The organism is Pseudomonas sp. TSRC2-2 (assembly GCF_049897785.1).
Classification (GTDB): Bacteria; Pseudomonadota; Gammaproteobacteria; order Pseudomonadales; family Pseudomonadaceae; genus Aquipseudomonas.
Genome location: NZ_JAFCWZ010000004.1, coordinates 254,115 through 269,823, shown reverse-complemented (window position 1 = coordinate 269,823; position 15,709 = coordinate 254,115). Strand labels below are relative to the sequence as shown.

Here is a 15,709-nt window from a genome sequence, read left to right as displayed (position 1 = left end):
CGAAGACTTACGCCAGCGCAGCGGCACTGGCTCTGGAGCGCCAGGCAAACGCCAGCACCATCAGCAGGCCCAGAGCGGCCATCGCCGCCCCGGCCAGAGAAATCGCCGGATAACCCAGCCCGGCATTGATCACCGCGCCACCCAGCGCCGCGCCGATCGCGTTGCCGAAATTGAACGCACCGATGTTTACCGCCGAAGCCAGATTCGGCGCGTCCTTGGCCGCTTCCATCACGCGCATCTGCAGCGGCGGCACCAGAGCGAAGCTGGCGAAACCCCAGATCAGAATGGCGACGGCGGCCGGCAGCGGCCAGCGCATCAGCACAGTGAACGCCAGCAACACCACAATCAATGCGCTCAGCGACACGATCAGGGTGCGGTCGATCGAACGGTCAGCCGCCTTGCCACCCCACATGTTGCCCAAGGTCAAACCGACGCCGAACAGCACCAGCATGGCGGTGATGAACGCGGCGGAGGCGTGGGTTTCGCTGCTGAGAATCGGTGCGATGTAGGTGAACACGGTGAACATCGCACTTGAGCCGACCACGGTCAGGGCCAGCGCGGCCAGCACCGGACCTCGGCCCAATACACGAATTTCCGCCAGCGCACCCGCGCCTTGCTCTGCTTTCAGGTTGGGCAGGGCGAACCACAACGCGACCATGGTCAACACGCCGAGGCCAGTAATACCCCAGAAAGCAGTGCGCCAGCCGAACAACTCGCCGAACCAGGCCGCCAGTGGCACACCGCCAATGGTTGCCAGGGTCAGGCCCATGAACATTGCCGCCACGGCGCCGGCACGTTTTTGCGGCGCGACCACGCTGGCGGCAACTACGGAGCCGACGCCAAAGAACGCACCGTGATTGAGCGAGGTGATCACTCGGGCGACCATCAGGCTGTAGTAATCGGTGGCCAGCGCCGACATCAGATTACCCAGGGTGAAAATCGCCATCAGCCCGATCAGCAGGTAGCGCCGGGGGATCTTGCCGGTGGTCAGGGTCATCAGCGGCGCGCCGAGCAATACGCCCAAGGCGTAGGCGCTGACCAACAACCCCGCAGCGGGAATGGAAACGCCGAGATCGGCAGCGATGCCGGGCAACATGCCCATCGGCGCGAACTCGGTCACGCCGATGCCGAAGGCGCCTACAGCGAGTGCAACAAGTGGTGGATTGATACGCATGGAAAGTCTCCTCATCTATGCCGCCAATGCTACGATCCATCGTTTTAAGGCGGTAGATAGCGATTTTGGCAATCACCTTTGCGCAAGAGGCACGAATGGACTTCAACGGCAGGTCAGGCGAAATGAGCGTGTTCGTCACCGTGGCGCAGGAGGGCAGCTTATCGGCGGCCGCGCGCGCATTGGGGCTGACACCCTCGGCGGTCAGTCGCATCATCGCCCGCGCCGAACAGCGACTGGGCACGCGTCTTTTGTTGCGCACCACCCGCGCACTGACTTTCACCGCCGAGGGCGAGGCCTTCCTGCGCGGTGCCCGGCGGATTCTGGCCGATATGGACGAAGTGGAAGGGGCCATTACCGATCAAGGCGTCCCCAAGGGCCGCTTGCGTGTCAGTGCCGCCCTTGGCCATGGACGGCTGACCATTGTGCCGCTGGTCGCAGCCTTCACCGCTCGCTACCCGAACATCGTCGTCGACCTCAGCCTGGGCGACGAAGTCGTCGACATCCTCGCCGGTCAGGCGGACGTCGCCATCCGCTTCGGCCATCTGCCCGACAGCCCACTCACCGCGCGCCGGCTCGGCCACACCGGCCAGGTCGTGGTAGCATCGCCCGACTATCTGCAACGTCATGGCACGCCTCGGCAACCCGAAGACCTGCTCAAGCACAACTGCCTGCGCTTCAACTTCCGCCGCGCCGAAGCCAACTGGCCGTTCATCCGCGACGGCCAGGAATTTTCCCTGAAAGTCAGCGGCAACATTGAATGCAGCAGTGGCGAAGCATTGGCCCAGTTCGCCCGACTCGGCGCCGGCATTGCGCGCATTGGCGAGTTCACCGTCAGGGAGGATTTGCAGCGCGGCACGCTGATCGCGCTTCTGCAAGCGTGGAACCCCGGCGATGAGGAACCGATTCATGCGGTGTTCGTCGGCGGCGCAGCGATGCCGGTGCGGGTGCGGTTGTTTGTGGATTTTTTGCTGGAGCAGCATCGGATATAGGCGTGCTGCGCGGCATTTGCTTTCACTCGTTCGCAAGATTTTCCCGCGCCCACTGCTCGGCCGTCGTGACCTGTATCGTCTGCTGCTCATTGAACGTACCCGCTTTCGGCCACGCCACACCTCGACCTTGGGCAAACACCGCGCGGTACTTTTTGATGTGATGCGTAGGGTCTTTTTCCAGTTCCTGCATCAGGTGCGGCACTGTCCAGACGTTACGCTTGAAGGGCCGCCCGAGCACGCGTTCGAGAAGGCTCGCAACCTGTCCATAGGTCAGCGTGTCGCCAGACAGATACACGATCTCGTTGCGCAAGCGCGGCTCGAAAAAAACGATTTCTGCGGTCAGCTTACCGATGTCGCCCGGGGTCGTGAGCGTCACGCTTGTGTCCAGGCTGCCCAGGGCGTTGACAGCGCCATTCTCAAAATCAACGACTTCAAACACTGGCTCAAACAGGAAACTGGTGAACATGCCGGTCGAGATGATCACCCATTCGGTTTTGTCCTGCGCGCGCAGCAGTTCGCGCACGTCGAGCTGAGCATCGAACAGATCCTGCGGACTGCCCCGGCCGATCACCTCGAAATCTACGCCAAACTGCCAGGGAAAGTAGCGCTTGATGCCGGACTTGAGCGCGGCGGTCGCCAGCTTCATCGGCGTCTCGCGACCGGCGACCATGCCGGCGCAGCCGATGACGGTATCGAACGGTGCGAAGACTTCGGCCAGTTGGTCGATCGAATCGTTGACCAGATCTGCCGCCACCATGTGCACGCCGAACCTGCGCAGTTCATCGATTTCGGCTTTCTTTTCCGGCACCTGACTGTCGATCGTCGAGGCCCTGAGCAGGACGCTGATCGTGCTGCCGGGCGAGCGCTTTGCCACGCGCGCAAGGTTGCGCAACACCGGCAGGCCGAGCTCACCTGCGCCCAGGACGAGAATGGATTGCGAGGAAGGGGTGGTCGATTCGGTCATGATGTCTCCTGGGATCTGCATGTAAGATCGGCAAATGCTGGCACGATCGGGCGGCATTCAGAAGAAGGCACACGCGTGATACCAGGTGAAGAAATGACTGATCAGCAAGCGCTCAGCGAGGCAGAAGCGATCTGCCAGACGCTCAGACGAGACGATGATGGCGTGCGTCGCGAAGTTCTCGCTCACGCCGGCAGCCGTTGGTCTCTGGGCATCCTCCATGCTCTGGGTGTGTACGGCACGATGCGCCATGCCGAGATCAAACGGCAGATGACCGGCGTGACTCAGCGCATGTTGACCAAAACCCTTCGTGCGCTGGAACGCGACGGCCTGCTGACCCGGCGAGAGCTCGACCAGGTGCCGCCGCACGTCGAGTACGAACTCACGCCATTGGGTATGGGATTGCTGGTGCGGATGTCGCCGATCTGGACCTGGGTGGTGGAAAACGTCGAGGGGTTCCGCCAAGCACGACGTACATTCGATAGCCAGACCGGCAGGAAACCTTCCTGGCAAATTCCTGTGCCGGCGCGGGACGCTTCTGAAGCGTCAGACTGAGGTTTCGCGCTTCAACTCGTCGGCACGGCGAACACGGCACTGGCGCGCGCGACCGTTCGCTCACCGACATGCAGACTGACGCCAGCAAACGCCAGTTGACGTCCTTTTCTGGAGTACTCAAGACGCACTTCGAGCCATTCGTTGATGTGCACCGCGCCGAGATAATCCAGGGTCATGCTCGCCGTGATCAACGGCTGCGGCGGATCGCTGGAGAAGGCCATGGCGTAGCCCATGCCGACATCGGCCAAAGTCGCCAATACACCGCCATGCAAAGTACCGCGACCATTGGCGTGGCGGGAGTCGGTCAGCAAGCCCAGTTCCAATTGCAGACCGTGGCCTCTGGCGTAGATCGGGCCGAGCAGATCCAGCAACGGGCTGCTGCGGGTGAATGGAGTGAAGCCTTCGGCAATGGCCGTGGTGTTCATGTTCCCTTCCTGCTACGGGGGACTGACCTGTGCGATTGAGCGAGGAATCGCAAGACGGGGCAAGCACTATGCGAATGTGGAATTTACTGCGATAAGTGCGCGAGACATGAAACTGACAGGCAAGGAGCCACGGGTGAATATTCAAATTCAAATCGCAAAAGATACGGATGCGCCGGCTATCAGTAAAACGATCATCAAGACGCTCCGTGAGAGTAATGCTGGCGACTATCCAGCCGAAATCCTTGATCGAGTGATGGAAAGTTTTTCGCCCTCGAAGATCCTTCGCTTGTTGGCTGAACGTCAGGTGCTGGTCGCTGCGCTCGACAGTCAAATCGTCGCAACGGCGAGTCTCGATCGAGACGTTGTTCGAAGTGTATTTGTCGACCCGAACTTTCAGGGAATGGGTATTGGCAGGCAATTGATGGAGCGCATTCAGTCCCTCGCCGTGGGCGCTGGTTTCGAACTGCTGCGCGTTCCTTCCTCAATCACCGCAGAAGGCTTTTATGCTTCGCTTGGCTTCAAGAAGATCAGAGAGGAATTTCATCAGACGGAGCGCACGATCATCATGGCGAAAACGTTGAAACGTTAGACCGTCAATGCGACGACACAAACGGCGAAGCAGTCGTCGGTGCCGGCGGCGCGTAGGCCTGTTTCATCCACGCCACTTCCGCGAGCGGCGTGCGGCCGAAGAGGCGTTTGAAGTCGCGGCTGAATTGCGAGGCGCTTTCGTAGCCGACCGGAAAGGCAGTTTTTGCCGCAGTCAGGTCGTTACGCAGCATCAGCAGTCGTGCCTGGTGCAATCGCGTCGACTTCAAATACTGCATCGGCGAGGAATCGGTGACCTTGCGAAAGTGCAGATGAAAATTCGGCATGCTCATCTGCGCTTCCTCGGCCAGGGAGGCGATGCCCGGCATGGTGATATGACGCTGTTGGACTATGCCGGATCGGATCGAAGTATTGCCTGATCCTATCAACAAGGTTCTGAATCCAGTTGTTTAGCGCTGGCCCCCAGAAAGCGGGAAAGTCCTGCAGGTCTCAAACCCGCAGGACTTTCGCCTCTTGGCAACACGCGCTTAGGCTGCGCGACGACCCGGTGTGCGGTCCGATCCATCAGCGGCCAGAGCCTCACCCAATGGGGTGCGGTCTGAGCCGTCGGCAGCGATGGCCTGGCCTTGCGGGGTCTTGTCATAACCGTCTTCAGCCACCGCCCGGCCCTGGGGCGTACGCTGCGAGCCATCGGCGGCAACGGTCTGCTGTGGTTCGCTGACTTGGGTGAAGAAACGATCTTCCTGATTGCTCGGTAGTGCGAATGCGCTGGCGCTGAGGGCGAAGGTCGCGACGGCGATCAGTTGGTTTACAGTTTTCATGGCGGTGACTCCGGTCAAATGGGATTGAGGTCCGGGTCGTTCAGATCAGTCTCTGGTTAACCCGTTGCAGCGGTGTGTTCTGCATGGGTTCAGATTAGGGGGCAGGGCGCCGGTGGCGTTAGGCGGATACTGTTGGCGATTTGCCTGATTCTGCCTGATTGAAAACAGCCATCGACTTCAAATCGTAGATGTGCTGACTGCAGAACATGCAGGGTAAAGTCAGATTCAGCCTTCCACCCACCCCGCATGTAACTGCACAAACCGCACCTGCAGCCATTCGATAAACACCTGTACCTGCGCCGGCAAATGCGTGCGGCTCGGGTACAGCAGCGATACTGGCCGAGGCGCGGGGCGCAGCGGTTGCAGGATCTCTACCAATGCTCCGCTGGCCAGATGCTCGGCCACCGCGATACCCGGTGCCTGAATAATGCCGAAGCCCGACACGCCACACTGCACATAGGCGTTCGACTCGGTGACGGTAATGCCTTTGCGGCTGACATAGGTTTTCTGCTTGCCCTCAACTGAAAACTGCCAGGGCAAGGTGCGGTTGTTCTGGCCAGACAAAAAGTTAACGCCTTGATGGTTCGCCAGCTCTGCAAGCGTTTCGGGTGTGCCGTGCTCGCGCAGATACTCGGGCGCGGCGCAGGTGACCATGGTCGCCTGCGCGATGGGGCGGGCGATCAGGGTTGAATCAGGCAACTCGCCGATGCGCAGCGCACAATCAATGCCTTCGCCGACCAGATCAACCGTGCGATCGGTGACGCCCAGCACCATGTCGATGCCGGGGTAGGCGTCGGTGAATTCGCGCAGGCTTTTGATGAATTCCAGCTGCGCGAACGCGGTGGGGATATCGATACGCAGTCGGCCGGACAGCGTGGCTCCGGTGCGATCGAACATCGTGGTGGCGGCAGTGATCTCGGCCAGGATTTCCTGTACCCGCTGATAGAAAAGTTCACCCTCGGCGGTGAGTGCGACTTTCCTCGTAGTGCGCTGGAACAGGCGCACGCCGAGTGAGGTTTCCAGCTCCTGAATATAGCGAGTGACCTGCGGCCGGCCGATATCCAGTGACTGCGCCGCTTTGGTGAAACTGCCCAGCTCCGCCAGTCGGGCGAACAGGCGCATCGATTGCAGTAATTCCATGACTTTCCCGGTGAGCTTCAGTGTCTGGCTTTGTTGCCTCAGAGTAGAACAATCCTGTCTGTTTCCAAGCATTTATTGCGTTGGCATAAAAGCCAATCATGGGCCCAAGGCAAACCTGCTCAGGGTTTGTGGCCAATAACGCATTTGGAGACTCATCATGAAAGCGTGGTTACTGAAAGATTTCGGGCTCGACAATCTGCAACCGGGCGAGACGCAAACGCCGCAGCCCAAGGCTGGCGAACTGCTCGTCAAGGTCGGCGCGGTCTCGCTGAATTTTCGCGACAAGGCCATCGTTGACGGCATCTATGAGCCGCACCTGGTGCCGAAACCGCTGATCCCGGTAAGCGATGCCGCTGGTACCGTGGTTGCCATCGGCGACGGCGTTGCCCGCTTCAAGATTGGCGACCGGGTCAATTCGCATCTGTATTCGCGCTGGCTGGACGGCGAGCCGGGGCCGAATGAGCCGGATTATTGCTTCGGCTCGCCGCTGCCCGGAGGCCTCGCCGAATACATGATCATCCACGAGGACAGTGCCGTCGGCGCGCCGGCCAACATGAGCGATGAAGAGGCGGCGACGCTGCCGATCGCCGCGCTCACCGCGTGGTACGCACTGGTCGATTTCGGTGCCATCCAACCGGGCCAGACCGTGTTGGTGCAGGGCACCGGCGGCGTATCGATTTTCGCCGTACAGATCGCCACGGCGCTGGGCGCCAAAGTCATCGCAACCTCAAGCAGCGATGACAACCTGCATGCGGTAAAACGTCTGGGTGCTGTCGCCGGTATCAACTACCGCACCACGCCGAACTGGGCGGACGAGGTGCTGAAACTCACTGACGGCAAGGGTGTGGATCTGCTGCTCGATGTGGCGGGAGGCAATGGCATCAATCAGTCGGTAGCAGCGACCAAGGCCTCGGGGCGGATTGCGCAGATCGGCTTTCTCACAGGGCAGACAGTCGAGCTGAACCTGATGCCGCTGATCTTCCGCCAGACCACGATTCGCGGCATCGCGGTAGCACCGCGTTCATCGTTCGACCGGATGAACGTGTTCCTCGCCGAGCACGACATTCGCCCGGTGATCGACCATGTGTATCCGTTTGAACAAGCGCGCGAGGCCTATGAGCATCTGGCGAAAGGGGCGTTTGGCAAGGTTGTGATCAAGGTGGGCTGATGCAAGTGAGGCGCCAGGGAAGGCGCCTTTTTTCTCGTTTCAGGTTTGCGGTTCGCCGCGCTCAACCATCGCGCGCCATTCGCGCAGTGCTGTGCAGTCTTCGGGGACTTCCAGCTCAACCAGCGCCGAGAAGATCATTGCGCCCAACACGGCAATATCGGCCATGGAAAAACTGGTGCCGGCCATGAGCGGCTGATGACGAGCGGACATTGCGTTGTTTGATGAATTGATCGGCAGTTACGAAAGCGCTGGGCTGATGTCGGCGGATTTCGCCAAGTAGCTTGCCAGTCGTGCCGAGATCCACTGCCGGCTGTAAGCCAGCACATGGTCAGCAGTGGCTGTGGGGAAGTGAATGAACCCATGCGGACACTCCGGCAGCCTATGCATTTCCACCGGCGCCGTGTGTTGCCAGCGCTCGGCGATGAGCAGCGTGTCATCGCGCAGCGGATCGAGCTCACCGGCAAACAGCAGCGCTGGTGGCAGCCCACTGAAGTCGCCATACAGCGGCGACAGCGGGGGCTGACGTCGTTGTTCATCGCTGATATCGGGGGTAAGCAGGCGTAACGCTTCGACCATTCCCGGGCCGTCAAGCACCAGAGTATCGGCCGGCGCGGTGCGCACACTGGGCGTGCCGGTCAGGTCATAGACGCCGTAGTAGAGCAGCGCACCGCAGATCCGTTGCAGCAGCTGCGGCGAAGATTTGAGGGCGAGCAGGGTGGCCGCTGCCAAATGCCCGCCAGCCGATTCACCGACGACAACTACGGGCAAACCCGCAAACTCACCACCGTTCAAAATGCCGCGAGTGGCGCGTAGGCAGTCTTCCAGCAAGCCCTCGATCGGCGTCGACACGGCCAGCCGATAATCCACTGACACCACCGCCACGTCGCAGGTGTTGACGATGGCGATGTTGAAGTTGTCGTCCATCTGCGCATTGCCGATCACCCAGCCGCCACCATGGAAATCCAGCACCACGCCTTTGGCTTTGCCCTTGGGGCGGATAATCCGCACCGGCACCGTGTCGATGGTCTTGCACTCAGCCGCCAGCCCATGCTGGCGCAGCCTGCGGCCACCACCCACCTGACCCGCGCGCAGCAACGCCTGGATCAGCCGTGGCGTGAGCCGGTTGCGGATCTTGAACCGCGGCAGCCAGGCGAGCTTTTTGTTGAACGCACGAATCTGCGCCAGCTCGCGCTCGCCTTGTGGCCATGGAAAATCGCTCACAGGCGATTCTTCATCAGGATCGAGCAATTCAGCGCCGCCGCGACGCTCAGCCATGCCAGGTACGGGAATAGGATCAGCCCGGTGACCACGTCAAGTTGCAGGGCGAGTACCACCATCACCGCAACCACCACCCACAGCACCGCCAGAATCACCAGCGCCGCCAGCACCTGATGTGCACCGAAGAACACCGGCGTCCACAGCGTGTTCAGGGCGATTTGCGCGGCCCACAAGGCCAGCACCGTTTGGCTGCCGGGGATCAGGCTCAGGCGATAACCGGCCCAGGCCAGCAGCAAGTAGATGATCGTCCACGCTACGGGAAAGGCCCAGTTGGGCGGGGTGAAAGAGGGTTTGGTCAGCGATTCGTACCACGGGCCGGGTTTGAACATCACGCCGGTGGTTGCCGCCGCTGCGCAGGCCAGAAGGAAAATGAAAAAGGTCATTGCCAGTCCTTAGCTGTGATCAGCTGTTATGGAGAGTTAAGAAGAGGACGCTTCGCTGCGCAAAAAGTTTGTTTGAACATGCAATTTGGCAGCGAGGTTGAACTAAAAGCTGACTGCTGCGTCAGGATAAACACTGCCATTTACCCACCGACGCGGACGACATCATGTACACCCATCACATCGAATATCGATTCAACGGCGAGCCTCGTACTTATCTGCTCGAACTCAAGGAAGCGCAACTGGCCGAGCACGATGCAGCGATGCACCTACTGGAACTGCATCTGGGCGATGCGGAGAACAGCCTGGTCATGCCCACGGCAGACTCGACGCCAGAGCAGGTTGTTGAGCAGGCTGAGCGCGTCGGTTTGACGGATATTCGGGTGATCAGCCGGACTGCTTGACCTTCACGGCCCTTCGCATTCCAGGCCGCTGTCCCCGCCACTGCAATAGCGATCACGCCCTCGTTGCTTCGCTGCATAGAGCATCTTGTCAGCCGACTCGATCAGGGTGGCGGGTGTGACGTGCTCGTCTGCAGGCTTGGCCACTGCAATGCCTGCACTGGCAGTGACGTGACCCAGCGGATGCGCCTTGTGCTCGAGCGCCAGGGATCGAACGGTTTGAAGTATGTCCTGAGCCACAAGCGCCGCCCCTCGAATATCGGTGTTGGGCAGCAACACGGAAAACTCCTCGCCGCCATAGCGCACGGCCAGATCACCCGGTCGCTTGACCGCTCGCGCAATCGCTTGGCCGACAGCGGCCAGGCAGTCGTCACCTGCCGCATGCCCGTAGGTGTCGTTGTAGAGTTTGAAGTGATCAACGTCGAGCATGATCAATGAAATCGACGAACCCTGGCGTCTGGCCAGGCGAATCTCGTCGGCCAGCGCAGTGTCCAGACGGCGGCGGTTGGCCAGTCCGGTCAGGCTGTCGGTCAACGCCATGTCCTTCATCGCCTGGTGCGCCTTGCGCAGATCCTTTTCCATCACCATCCGTTGGCGCAGTTGCCTCAGAACAATCAATCCGAAAACCGTGAACGCGGTGATCACCGACAACAGCACGAATCCGGTTTTGATCAAGTCCCAACGCCATGGCGCAATGATCGATTCGCGAGAAAGTCCGGTTTCCACCACCAGTGGGTACGTGGTCAAGGCTCGGTAGCCATACAGACGCGGGGTGCCATCGACGATGGCCCGGACCTCGGCAATACCTTGGTTGGATAAGGGCAGGTAGCGCTTGAACACTTCACTGTCGGCGAGACTCTGACCGATCACCGAGGCGATGAAGGGCCGACGTACGAGGATGGTGCCATTGCGCAACGCCAGTACCAGTGCACCCTTGTCATCGATCTTGAAATCGCCGTAATAGTCGACGAAGTAACTGACCTTGATCGTTCCCAGCAGCACGCCGGCGAACGAGCCGTCCGGGTTATTCAAGCGGCGGGAAATCGGGATGATCAGGTCATCCGTGGATTTGCTTTTGACGACATCACCGATGCGCACGCTTCGATCGGTGTGGGTGCGGTGGTACTGGAAATAATCGCGGTCGGCGTTGTTGGCCGGGTCCGGGATAATTTCCTTATCGGTGACAATCCACTGCCCGTCCGGGCCATAGATGAACAGGCCGTGCAACTGCGGCATCAGTTTGGCTTGCTGGACCAGCAGCTTGTGAATGCGAGGCACGTTGATGTTTTGTAAGCCATCGCCTTCCACGCGCTCGCCCAGCGCGGCGGTCAACACGTCTACCTGGCGAATGGCGTCCTCGGCATGCTGCGCCGTTGCCCGAGCGAGGTTGGTGACTGAATTGCGGGCAGACGAAAACGCAGAATGGTAGTCACGCCACGTCCGCCATCCTTCGACACCCAGAAACGCCAGAATGACCGTCAGCATGAAGATCACGGTCAGGCGGAAAGCGGCTATCTCGCTGGAAGCTTTGATGGGAGCGGGTTGTGCGGCGTCATGCCCTTTCGTGTCGGGCAGTTTGCAACCGAGCATTTGAAGATCCTTATGCTTGTCATCTCGCATCTCTGAAAGATGACCTTCCTTCTCCCCTTGGAATTCAATCTATTGCCCTGGCCAAGCGGCGGCCGTTGGATCGTTCCAAGCCTTGTCGGGTCTATATCTCCAATGGAAGCGCTCTTTGAGGAGAGACTTGTGAGTGGAATCATCACGGCCCGTGACTTGAACATCGATCTGCAAAACCCCAGCGAAACCGGCCTGTTCAAATGGTTACTTGCCAGTTTTCTGATGGGCAAGAGGATTCAAGGTGCGATCGCAGCGAAGGCGTATCAAGTCATAGTAGAGCAGCATCACAAAGACACGCCGCAAAAGCTTGCGCAGTGTACTCACCGTCAACTGGTGTCAATGCTGGGGCAGGCGCGTTACGTGCGTTACGACGAGAGCACGGCGTCGCGATTACTCGCGTTGGCAAACAAGCTCAACAGCGAATACGCCGGTAAGGTCGGTCACATCGTGGCGGCAAGCGCGGATCGTAAGGCGCTGGAGAAGCGCCTGTCCGAGTTCGAGGGGATAGGGCCGAAGACCGTCGAGATCTTCATGAGGGAAGCGGCTGCTGTGCTGTTCTGACTGTGCGAATTCTGTACGCCCGACGCCGCGACGCCAGGATCACGGCGCAATGAGTTTCCCCGCCAGTTCGCTCATCATGATCAGCGTTCCGCCGGCGAATATCGCGCAGCCCAGCACAAACTGGAGTCCAGGGGCGACGATCGGCATGAAGGGTGACTTCCGGTTTTCAAGCGTTTTCATGTTGTCCTCCCGTTAACGATGAAATCCTTCAGCCACGTCGAGTGATCGGGTGCGCGCCGCCAATGCGCGCCTGGCAACCACTGGCATCGTGGGCGAGGCGTCGTCGATTGTTGCTGGCTCGTCGGAAGGCGGAACTTCGGTCTCGTCGGCGAAGTTATTCGGCAGCAGCGTACCCAAGCCGAATACATTCACCGCCATGCTGACTTTCATTCCTCGACAGGCCTGTTTGCAGTCGAGCTCAAAACCAGCGTACGCGTGCTCCATCAAGCGTTGAAAATGTTCAGAGGTCAGTGCCGTGACTTTGCTGCTTTTCATGTTGTTCACCTTGAGCAAGTGGCGACCCCGGTCCGGGGCCGCCGGGCCGGGTTCAGACATCTTTGCCCTGTACGTAACCTGAGCCCAGATCAGCACCGGTCACCGGTTCGCTGAGTGGGTCGGAGGCCGTGCGGATCTTCATCGCCTCAAGCACTTGTTCATCTTCGGCTGGAAGGTTGACGGTCGCCAGACCATCACCGCCGTCGACTGCCGGCTGTGGATTTTCCACGTATTCCCACGCACCGCCTTCATTCCAGGGACCACGAACGTTGGGTTCGCCGGACATGTTGAAGTACTTGTGGGTGAACTCAGGCATCCCGGGCAGTTTGCCCTGCGGGAAGTTGGGCTGGATCGAATGCAGGGCCTTTTCGAAGGACTGTTGATGCGCAATTTCCCGCGTCATCAAGAAGCCAAGTGCCTCTTTCACACCCGGATCATCAGTGATGTTGATCAGGCGCTCGTAGAGGATCTTCGCCCGCGCTTCGGCGGCGATGTTGGAACGGAAGTCGGCGGTCGGCTCGGTGATCGAGTCAACGTAGGCCGCTGTCCACGGCACCCCGGCCGAATTGACCAGCGGTGCGCCTGCACCGTAAAGCAGGCTGGTGATATGCGAGTCATTACCGGCGCCGTTCAGCGCGCGGTACAACTCGCCTTCCTCTTGCACGCCTTCGGCCATCTGGCCCTTGGCACCTTTGTTGAGCATCACGATGATCGAGCCGACCACCTCCAGATGGCTCAACTCCTCGGTGGCAATGTCCAGCAGAAGGTCTTTACGGCCCGGATCTTCCTCGGCCAGGGCTTGCGTGAAATAGCGGGCCGCTGCCGCCAGCTCGCCATTGGCACCCCCGAATTGTTCCAAAAGCAGATTGGCCAGACCCGGATTGGGCTCGGCCACGCGAACGGTGTACTGAAGTCGCTTGTTATGTATGAACATTCAAATTTTCCTCAGACCAGGCTATCGCGCCTTGACCCTTGTGGGCGTTGGCGCATGCATAGTTTGTGAGGAGGGCGCGCAGCAGAAATTTCGTTTTTTGCACAGTGGCTGGACGGGCGGCAGAGTGCGGAAAGTTCAGCAAACAGGACGGTTGGCTCAACCCTGCCGGGAGCAACCTCGCTCTCACAGGATCTGTAACGTTCAAGATTATGGACAGATCACGCACCTCACGGCCCATTCGCGCGGCCATTTTATTGCCAGCCGAAACTGTCATATTTCCTCCCGCTCGCCTGCGCATAGTGACCAGCCCAACGCTGATTTCATGAGGCTGCACTGTGTTCCAACGTCTTCTGTGTTCGCTGTCCGTTCTGAGCCTGTCCATCGCCGCTGCGCACGCGGGCGAGCCAGTAACCCTTGATACGCCGCGATTGTCCGGCATCGACAATTTTCGCGACCTTGCCGGCACCACTATCGCGTACTCCACAACCCACGACGGCACGATGCGCAGCGGCGTGTTCTACCGCTCCAATGCGCTGACTCCTTCGGCGGCGGATCTGACCACGCTCAATGGCCTCGGCATCAAAGCCATTTACGACTTGCGCACTCCCAGCGAAATCGCCGCTACGCCTGACACGATGATCACGGGAGCGGCTTATCGCAACATCGACATCATCGGTAGCACCACCTCAGGTGCGAACATCACCGACATTTCTTTCCATAGCGCCGCCGAAGCCGTGGCGATGATGGAGCAAACCAACCGTGCTTTCGTCAGCGATGCCGGCATGCGCGGGCAGTTCGGCCAGTTGTTCAATGAACTGGCGAGTGTCGACGCCGCGCAGTTGTTCCACTGCACCGCCGGCAAGGACCCACCGGCTGGACCGCCGCGGTGTTGCAGAGCATCGCGGGGGTCGATGACGCGACGATCATGGCCAATTATCTGGCGACCAACGACTACACCGCCGCCCGTGTCGCTGCGACGTTGAAAGCCTTGCCGCCGAGCATGGCCGCCGTTTACGAGCCGCTGCTCGGCGTGCAGGCCAGTTACTTGCAGGCCGGCCTCGACCAGGTCGCCGCCGAGTACGGCAGCATGGACAACTACCTCAAGCAGGGCCTCGGTCTGTCGCAGGAAACTATCTATGTGCTGCGCGGCAAACTGGTCGAATACAACAACTTGCCGGGGCAGGCCGGGCTGATCGGCAATGCCGCCGCGGGTGCCGAGTTGCTGCGCCAGTTGCAGAGCAGCGAGCTGTCCGGCACCTACAGCGCTTACAACTATTACCTGCAATCGGCGATCGACGCCGGCACCTTGGGCGGCGTCGAATCCCAGGTCGGCGGTCAGGTTCACGCCGATGCGGCCAGCTACCTGCTGCGCCAGAACGCGATGATCGAACAGGCCGCCGCAGCATTCGCCAGCGGCAGCGATTTGAAGGTCGGCCAATACCGTCTCTGGAGCACAGCACTCGCCAGCTACCTGGGCACCGACGGCTCGGCCCACGCCGACAGCAGCAACGAACACAGCCAGGGCTTGATGCTCGGCATCACCCAGCGCTTCAGCCAACAACTCAGCGCGCGCGGCGGTTTCGGTTACAGCAAGGGCAGCGTGGGCGGGGCGGGGGGCGAGGCCGATACAGACTTCACCTTCATCAACCTCGGCGCGCGTTATGGTTTTACCAGCCTGGAGCGCGGCGTGTTTGTCGACGCCAACGCCAGCGCCGGTTACGTCGACTACGACAGCAAACGCGAGCTAGGCGGCCTCGGCACAGCCAGAGGCGATACTCACGGCAACCTCACTGGCGCGACACTGGCGTTGGGTTATCGCGCGCCGCTCAGTGGCATGACACTTGAACCGAGTCTGGGCTTTCGCATCAGTCATCTCGACTTGCAGGGCTTCCAGGAGAAGGGCAGTGAACTGGCCCTCGACGTCGACGGCATCAAGCAGACTCGTCGCAGCGCGGTGGCCAATCTCGATGTCGCGTTCACACCGATGACAATCGGCGCGTGGCAGCTGGTGCCGGGGGTGCGCGTAGGTTACGAGCGTGCGCTGGGCGATCAGCAAGTCGACAGTGAAAGCCACCTGCTGGGGCTGGATATCGAGCAGCGCGCGGCGTTCGATAATCGCGATCAGTTCAGCGGCGGCGTTAATCTGATGGCCAGCCTCGGTGCCCTGAGTGTGGGCGCCGAGGTCGGGGCCAACGGTGGCGGTGACAGCCATGGATTTAATGGCGGTCTCAAGGCCAGTTACGCGTTTTGAACGACACGAG

Annotated in this window: 17 protein-coding genes and 3 pseudogenes; 7 read left to right on the top strand and 13 right to left on the bottom strand. The window is 60.3% G+C overall.

What is annotated here, in order from left to right; all coding sequences use genetic code 11:
• Window positions 1–7: 7 nt before the first annotated feature.
• A complete protein-coding gene (locus tag ACP7D9_RS09910) occupies window positions 8–1,174 on the bottom strand; it encodes an MFS transporter (protein ID WP_312998629.1) in 1,167 nt (388 codons plus the stop codon).
• Between the two features lie 95 nt (window positions 1,175–1,269).
• Between ACP7D9_RS09910 and ACP7D9_RS09905 the strand changes: the two genes are divergently transcribed.
• Entirely contained in the window at window positions 1,270–2,163 is an 894-nt protein-coding gene (locus tag ACP7D9_RS09905) for a LysR family transcriptional regulator (RefSeq protein WP_426157086.1), read from the top strand.
• Window positions 2,164–2,185: 22 nt separating this feature from the next.
• Here the strand turns inward: ACP7D9_RS09905 and ACP7D9_RS09900 are convergent, their stop codons facing one another.
• On the bottom strand, window positions 2,186–3,127 hold the full coding sequence (locus tag ACP7D9_RS09900) for an aromatic alcohol reductase (RefSeq protein WP_426157084.1): 942 nt from the start codon (window positions 3,125–3,127) through the stop codon (window positions 2,186–2,188).
• Between the two features lie 93 nt (window positions 3,128–3,220).
• Here ACP7D9_RS09900 and ACP7D9_RS09895 point away from each other — a divergent pair, with 93 nt between their 5' ends.
• Complete coding sequence (locus ACP7D9_RS09895; protein WP_426157082.1) at window positions 3,221–3,679, top strand: winged helix-turn-helix transcriptional regulator; 459 nt, start codon at window positions 3,221–3,223, stop codon at window positions 3,677–3,679.
• 11 nt (window positions 3,680–3,690) lie between these two features.
• Here the strand turns inward: ACP7D9_RS09895 and ACP7D9_RS09890 are convergent, their stop codons facing one another.
• Complete coding sequence (locus tag ACP7D9_RS09890) at window positions 3,691–4,104, bottom strand: PaaI family thioesterase (protein WP_426157080.1); 414 nt, start codon at window positions 4,102–4,104, stop codon at window positions 3,691–3,693.
• A gap of 133 nt (window positions 4,105–4,237) precedes the next feature.
• On the opposite strand from ACP7D9_RS09890, the gene ACP7D9_RS09885 reads away from it, so the two are divergent.
• Window positions 4,238–4,693, top strand: coding sequence for a GNAT family N-acetyltransferase (locus ACP7D9_RS09885; RefSeq protein WP_426157078.1), 456 nt, complete (start codon window positions 4,238–4,240; stop codon window positions 4,691–4,693).
• 4 nt (window positions 4,694–4,697) lie between these two features.
• Here ACP7D9_RS09885 and ACP7D9_RS09880 read toward each other — a convergent pair.
• The 3 genes and pseudogenes from ACP7D9_RS09880 to ACP7D9_RS09870 all read right to left on the bottom strand — a co-directional run.
• Window positions 4,698–5,009: pseudogene (locus ACP7D9_RS09880) on the bottom strand (helix-turn-helix transcriptional regulator); the annotation flags it as partial.
• A 168-nt stretch (window positions 5,010–5,177) separates the two neighbouring features.
• The gene (locus tag ACP7D9_RS09875) at window positions 5,178–5,471 is read right to left on the bottom strand and encodes a hypothetical protein (protein ID WP_426157076.1); all 294 of its coding nucleotides are present in this window, start codon (window positions 5,469–5,471) and stop codon (window positions 5,178–5,180) included.
• 225 nt (window positions 5,472–5,696) lie between these two features.
• Window positions 5,697–6,611, bottom strand: coding sequence for a LysR family transcriptional regulator (locus ACP7D9_RS09870; RefSeq protein WP_426157074.1), 915 nt, complete (start codon window positions 6,609–6,611; stop codon window positions 5,697–5,699).
• A 157-nt stretch (window positions 6,612–6,768) separates the two neighbouring features.
• On the opposite strand from ACP7D9_RS09870, the gene ACP7D9_RS09865 reads away from it, so the two are divergent.
• A complete protein-coding gene (locus ACP7D9_RS09865) occupies window positions 6,769–7,779 on the top strand; it encodes a zinc-dependent alcohol dehydrogenase family protein (RefSeq protein WP_426157072.1) in 1,011 nt (336 codons plus the stop codon).
• A 39-nt stretch (window positions 7,780–7,818) separates the two neighbouring features.
• On the opposite strand, the pseudogene ACP7D9_RS09860 reads toward ACP7D9_RS09865, so the two are convergent.
• The 3 genes and pseudogenes from ACP7D9_RS09860 to tspO all read right to left on the bottom strand — a co-directional run.
• Window positions 7,819–7,980: pseudogene (locus ACP7D9_RS09860) on the bottom strand (glutathione S-transferase); the annotation flags it as partial.
• A 36-nt stretch (window positions 7,981–8,016) separates the two neighbouring features.
• A complete protein-coding gene (locus tag ACP7D9_RS09855; RefSeq protein ID WP_426157070.1) occupies window positions 8,017–9,054 on the bottom strand; it encodes an alpha/beta hydrolase in 1,038 nt (345 codons plus the stop codon).
• Window positions 8,997–9,440, bottom strand: coding sequence for a tryptophan-rich sensory protein TspO (tspO, locus tag ACP7D9_RS09850; protein WP_312998651.1), 444 nt, complete (start codon window positions 9,438–9,440; stop codon window positions 8,997–8,999). Before tspO ends, ACP7D9_RS09855 begins: the two co-directional genes overlap by 58 nt.
• 164 nt (window positions 9,441–9,604) lie before the next feature.
• Between tspO and ACP7D9_RS09845 the strand changes: the two genes are divergently transcribed.
• Entirely contained in the window at window positions 9,605–9,841 is a 237-nt protein-coding gene (locus ACP7D9_RS09845; protein WP_101162447.1) for a hypothetical protein, read from the top strand.
• 3 nt (window positions 9,842–9,844) lie between these two features.
• On the opposite strand, the gene ACP7D9_RS09840 is transcribed toward ACP7D9_RS09845, so the two are convergent.
• The gene (locus ACP7D9_RS09840; RefSeq protein ID WP_101162445.1) at window positions 9,845–11,428 is read right to left on the bottom strand and encodes a sensor domain-containing diguanylate cyclase; all 1,584 of its coding nucleotides are present in this window, start codon (window positions 11,426–11,428) and stop codon (window positions 9,845–9,847) included.
• A 132-nt stretch (window positions 11,429–11,560) separates the two neighbouring features.
• On the opposite strand from ACP7D9_RS09840, the gene ACP7D9_RS09835 reads away from it, so the two are divergent.
• Entirely contained in the window at window positions 11,561–12,019 is a 459-nt protein-coding gene (locus tag ACP7D9_RS09835; RefSeq protein ID WP_371918399.1) for a DNA methylase, read from the top strand.
• A 39-nt stretch (window positions 12,020–12,058) separates the two neighbouring features.
• Here the strand turns inward: ACP7D9_RS09835 and ACP7D9_RS09830 are convergent, their stop codons facing one another.
• The 3 genes from ACP7D9_RS09830 to ACP7D9_RS09820 are packed head-to-tail and all read right to left on the bottom strand — an operon-like array spanning window position 12,059 to window position 13,448.
• Entirely contained in the window at window positions 12,059–12,199 is a 141-nt protein-coding gene (locus ACP7D9_RS09830; RefSeq protein WP_397478275.1) for a hypothetical protein, read from the bottom strand.
• Between the two features lie 12 nt (window positions 12,200–12,211).
• Window positions 12,212–12,514: a hypothetical protein gene (locus tag ACP7D9_RS09825; RefSeq protein ID WP_101162443.1), complete on the bottom strand. Its 303-nt coding sequence runs from the start codon at window positions 12,512–12,514 to the stop codon at window positions 12,212–12,214.
• 52 nt (window positions 12,515–12,566) lie between these two features.
• A complete protein-coding gene (locus tag ACP7D9_RS09820; RefSeq protein ID WP_101162441.1) occupies window positions 12,567–13,448 on the bottom strand; it encodes a manganese catalase family protein in 882 nt (293 codons plus the stop codon).
• 335 nt (window positions 13,449–13,783) lie between these two features.
• Here ACP7D9_RS09820 and ACP7D9_RS09815 point away from each other — a divergent pair.
• A pseudogene (locus ACP7D9_RS09815) lies at window positions 13,784–15,699 on the top strand (tyrosine-protein phosphatase).
• The last annotated feature ends 10 nt before the right edge of the window (window positions 15,700–15,709 follow it).

Excerpts from the sequence above, each read along its gene's own strand:
- ACP7D9_RS09910 (WP_312998629.1), bottom strand. The coding sequence starts at position 1,174 with ATGCGTATCAATCCACCACTTGTTGCACTCGCTGTAGGCGCCTTCGGC.
- ACP7D9_RS09905 (WP_426157086.1), top strand. The coding sequence starts at position 1,270 with ATGGACTTCAACGGCAGGTCAGGCGAAATGAGCGTGTTCGTCACCGTG.
- ACP7D9_RS09900 (WP_426157084.1), bottom strand. The coding sequence starts at position 3,127 with ATGACCGAATCGACCACCCCTTCCTCGCAATCCATTCTCGTCCTGGGC.
- ACP7D9_RS09895 (WP_426157082.1), top strand. The coding sequence starts at position 3,221 with ATGACTGATCAGCAAGCGCTCAGCGAGGCAGAAGCGATCTGCCAGACG.
- ACP7D9_RS09890 (WP_426157080.1), bottom strand. The coding sequence starts at position 4,104 with ATGAACACCACGGCCATTGCCGAAGGCTTCACTCCATTCACCCGCAGC.
- ACP7D9_RS09875 (WP_426157076.1), bottom strand. The coding sequence starts at position 5,471 with ATGAAAACTGTAAACCAACTGATCGCCGTCGCGACCTTCGCCCTCAGC.
- ACP7D9_RS09870 (WP_426157074.1), bottom strand. The coding sequence starts at position 6,611 with ATGGAATTACTGCAATCGATGCGCCTGTTCGCCCGACTGGCGGAGCTG.
- ACP7D9_RS09865 (WP_426157072.1), top strand. The coding sequence starts at position 6,769 with ATGAAAGCGTGGTTACTGAAAGATTTCGGGCTCGACAATCTGCAACCG.
- ACP7D9_RS09855 (WP_426157070.1), bottom strand. The coding sequence starts at position 9,054 with ATGGCTGAGCGTCGCGGCGGCGCTGAATTGCTCGATCCTGATGAAGAA.
- tspO (WP_312998651.1), bottom strand. The coding sequence starts at position 9,440 with ATGACCTTTTTCATTTTCCTTCTGGCCTGCGCAGCGGCGGCAACCACC.
- ACP7D9_RS09845 (WP_101162447.1), top strand. The coding sequence starts at position 9,605 with ATGTACACCCATCACATCGAATATCGATTCAACGGCGAGCCTCGTACT.
- ACP7D9_RS09840 (WP_101162445.1), bottom strand. The coding sequence starts at position 11,428 with ATGCTCGGTTGCAAACTGCCCGACACGAAAGGGCATGACGCCGCACAA.
- ACP7D9_RS09835 (WP_371918399.1), top strand. The coding sequence starts at position 11,561 with ATGGAAGCGCTCTTTGAGGAGAGACTTGTGAGTGGAATCATCACGGCC.
- ACP7D9_RS09830 (WP_397478275.1), bottom strand. The coding sequence starts at position 12,199 with ATGAAAACGCTTGAAAACCGGAAGTCACCCTTCATGCCGATCGTCGCC.
- ACP7D9_RS09825 (WP_101162443.1), bottom strand. The coding sequence starts at position 12,514 with ATGAAAAGCAGCAAAGTCACGGCACTGACCTCTGAACATTTTCAACGC.
- ACP7D9_RS09820 (WP_101162441.1), bottom strand. The coding sequence starts at position 13,448 with ATGTTCATACATAACAAGCGACTTCAGTACACCGTTCGCGTGGCCGAG.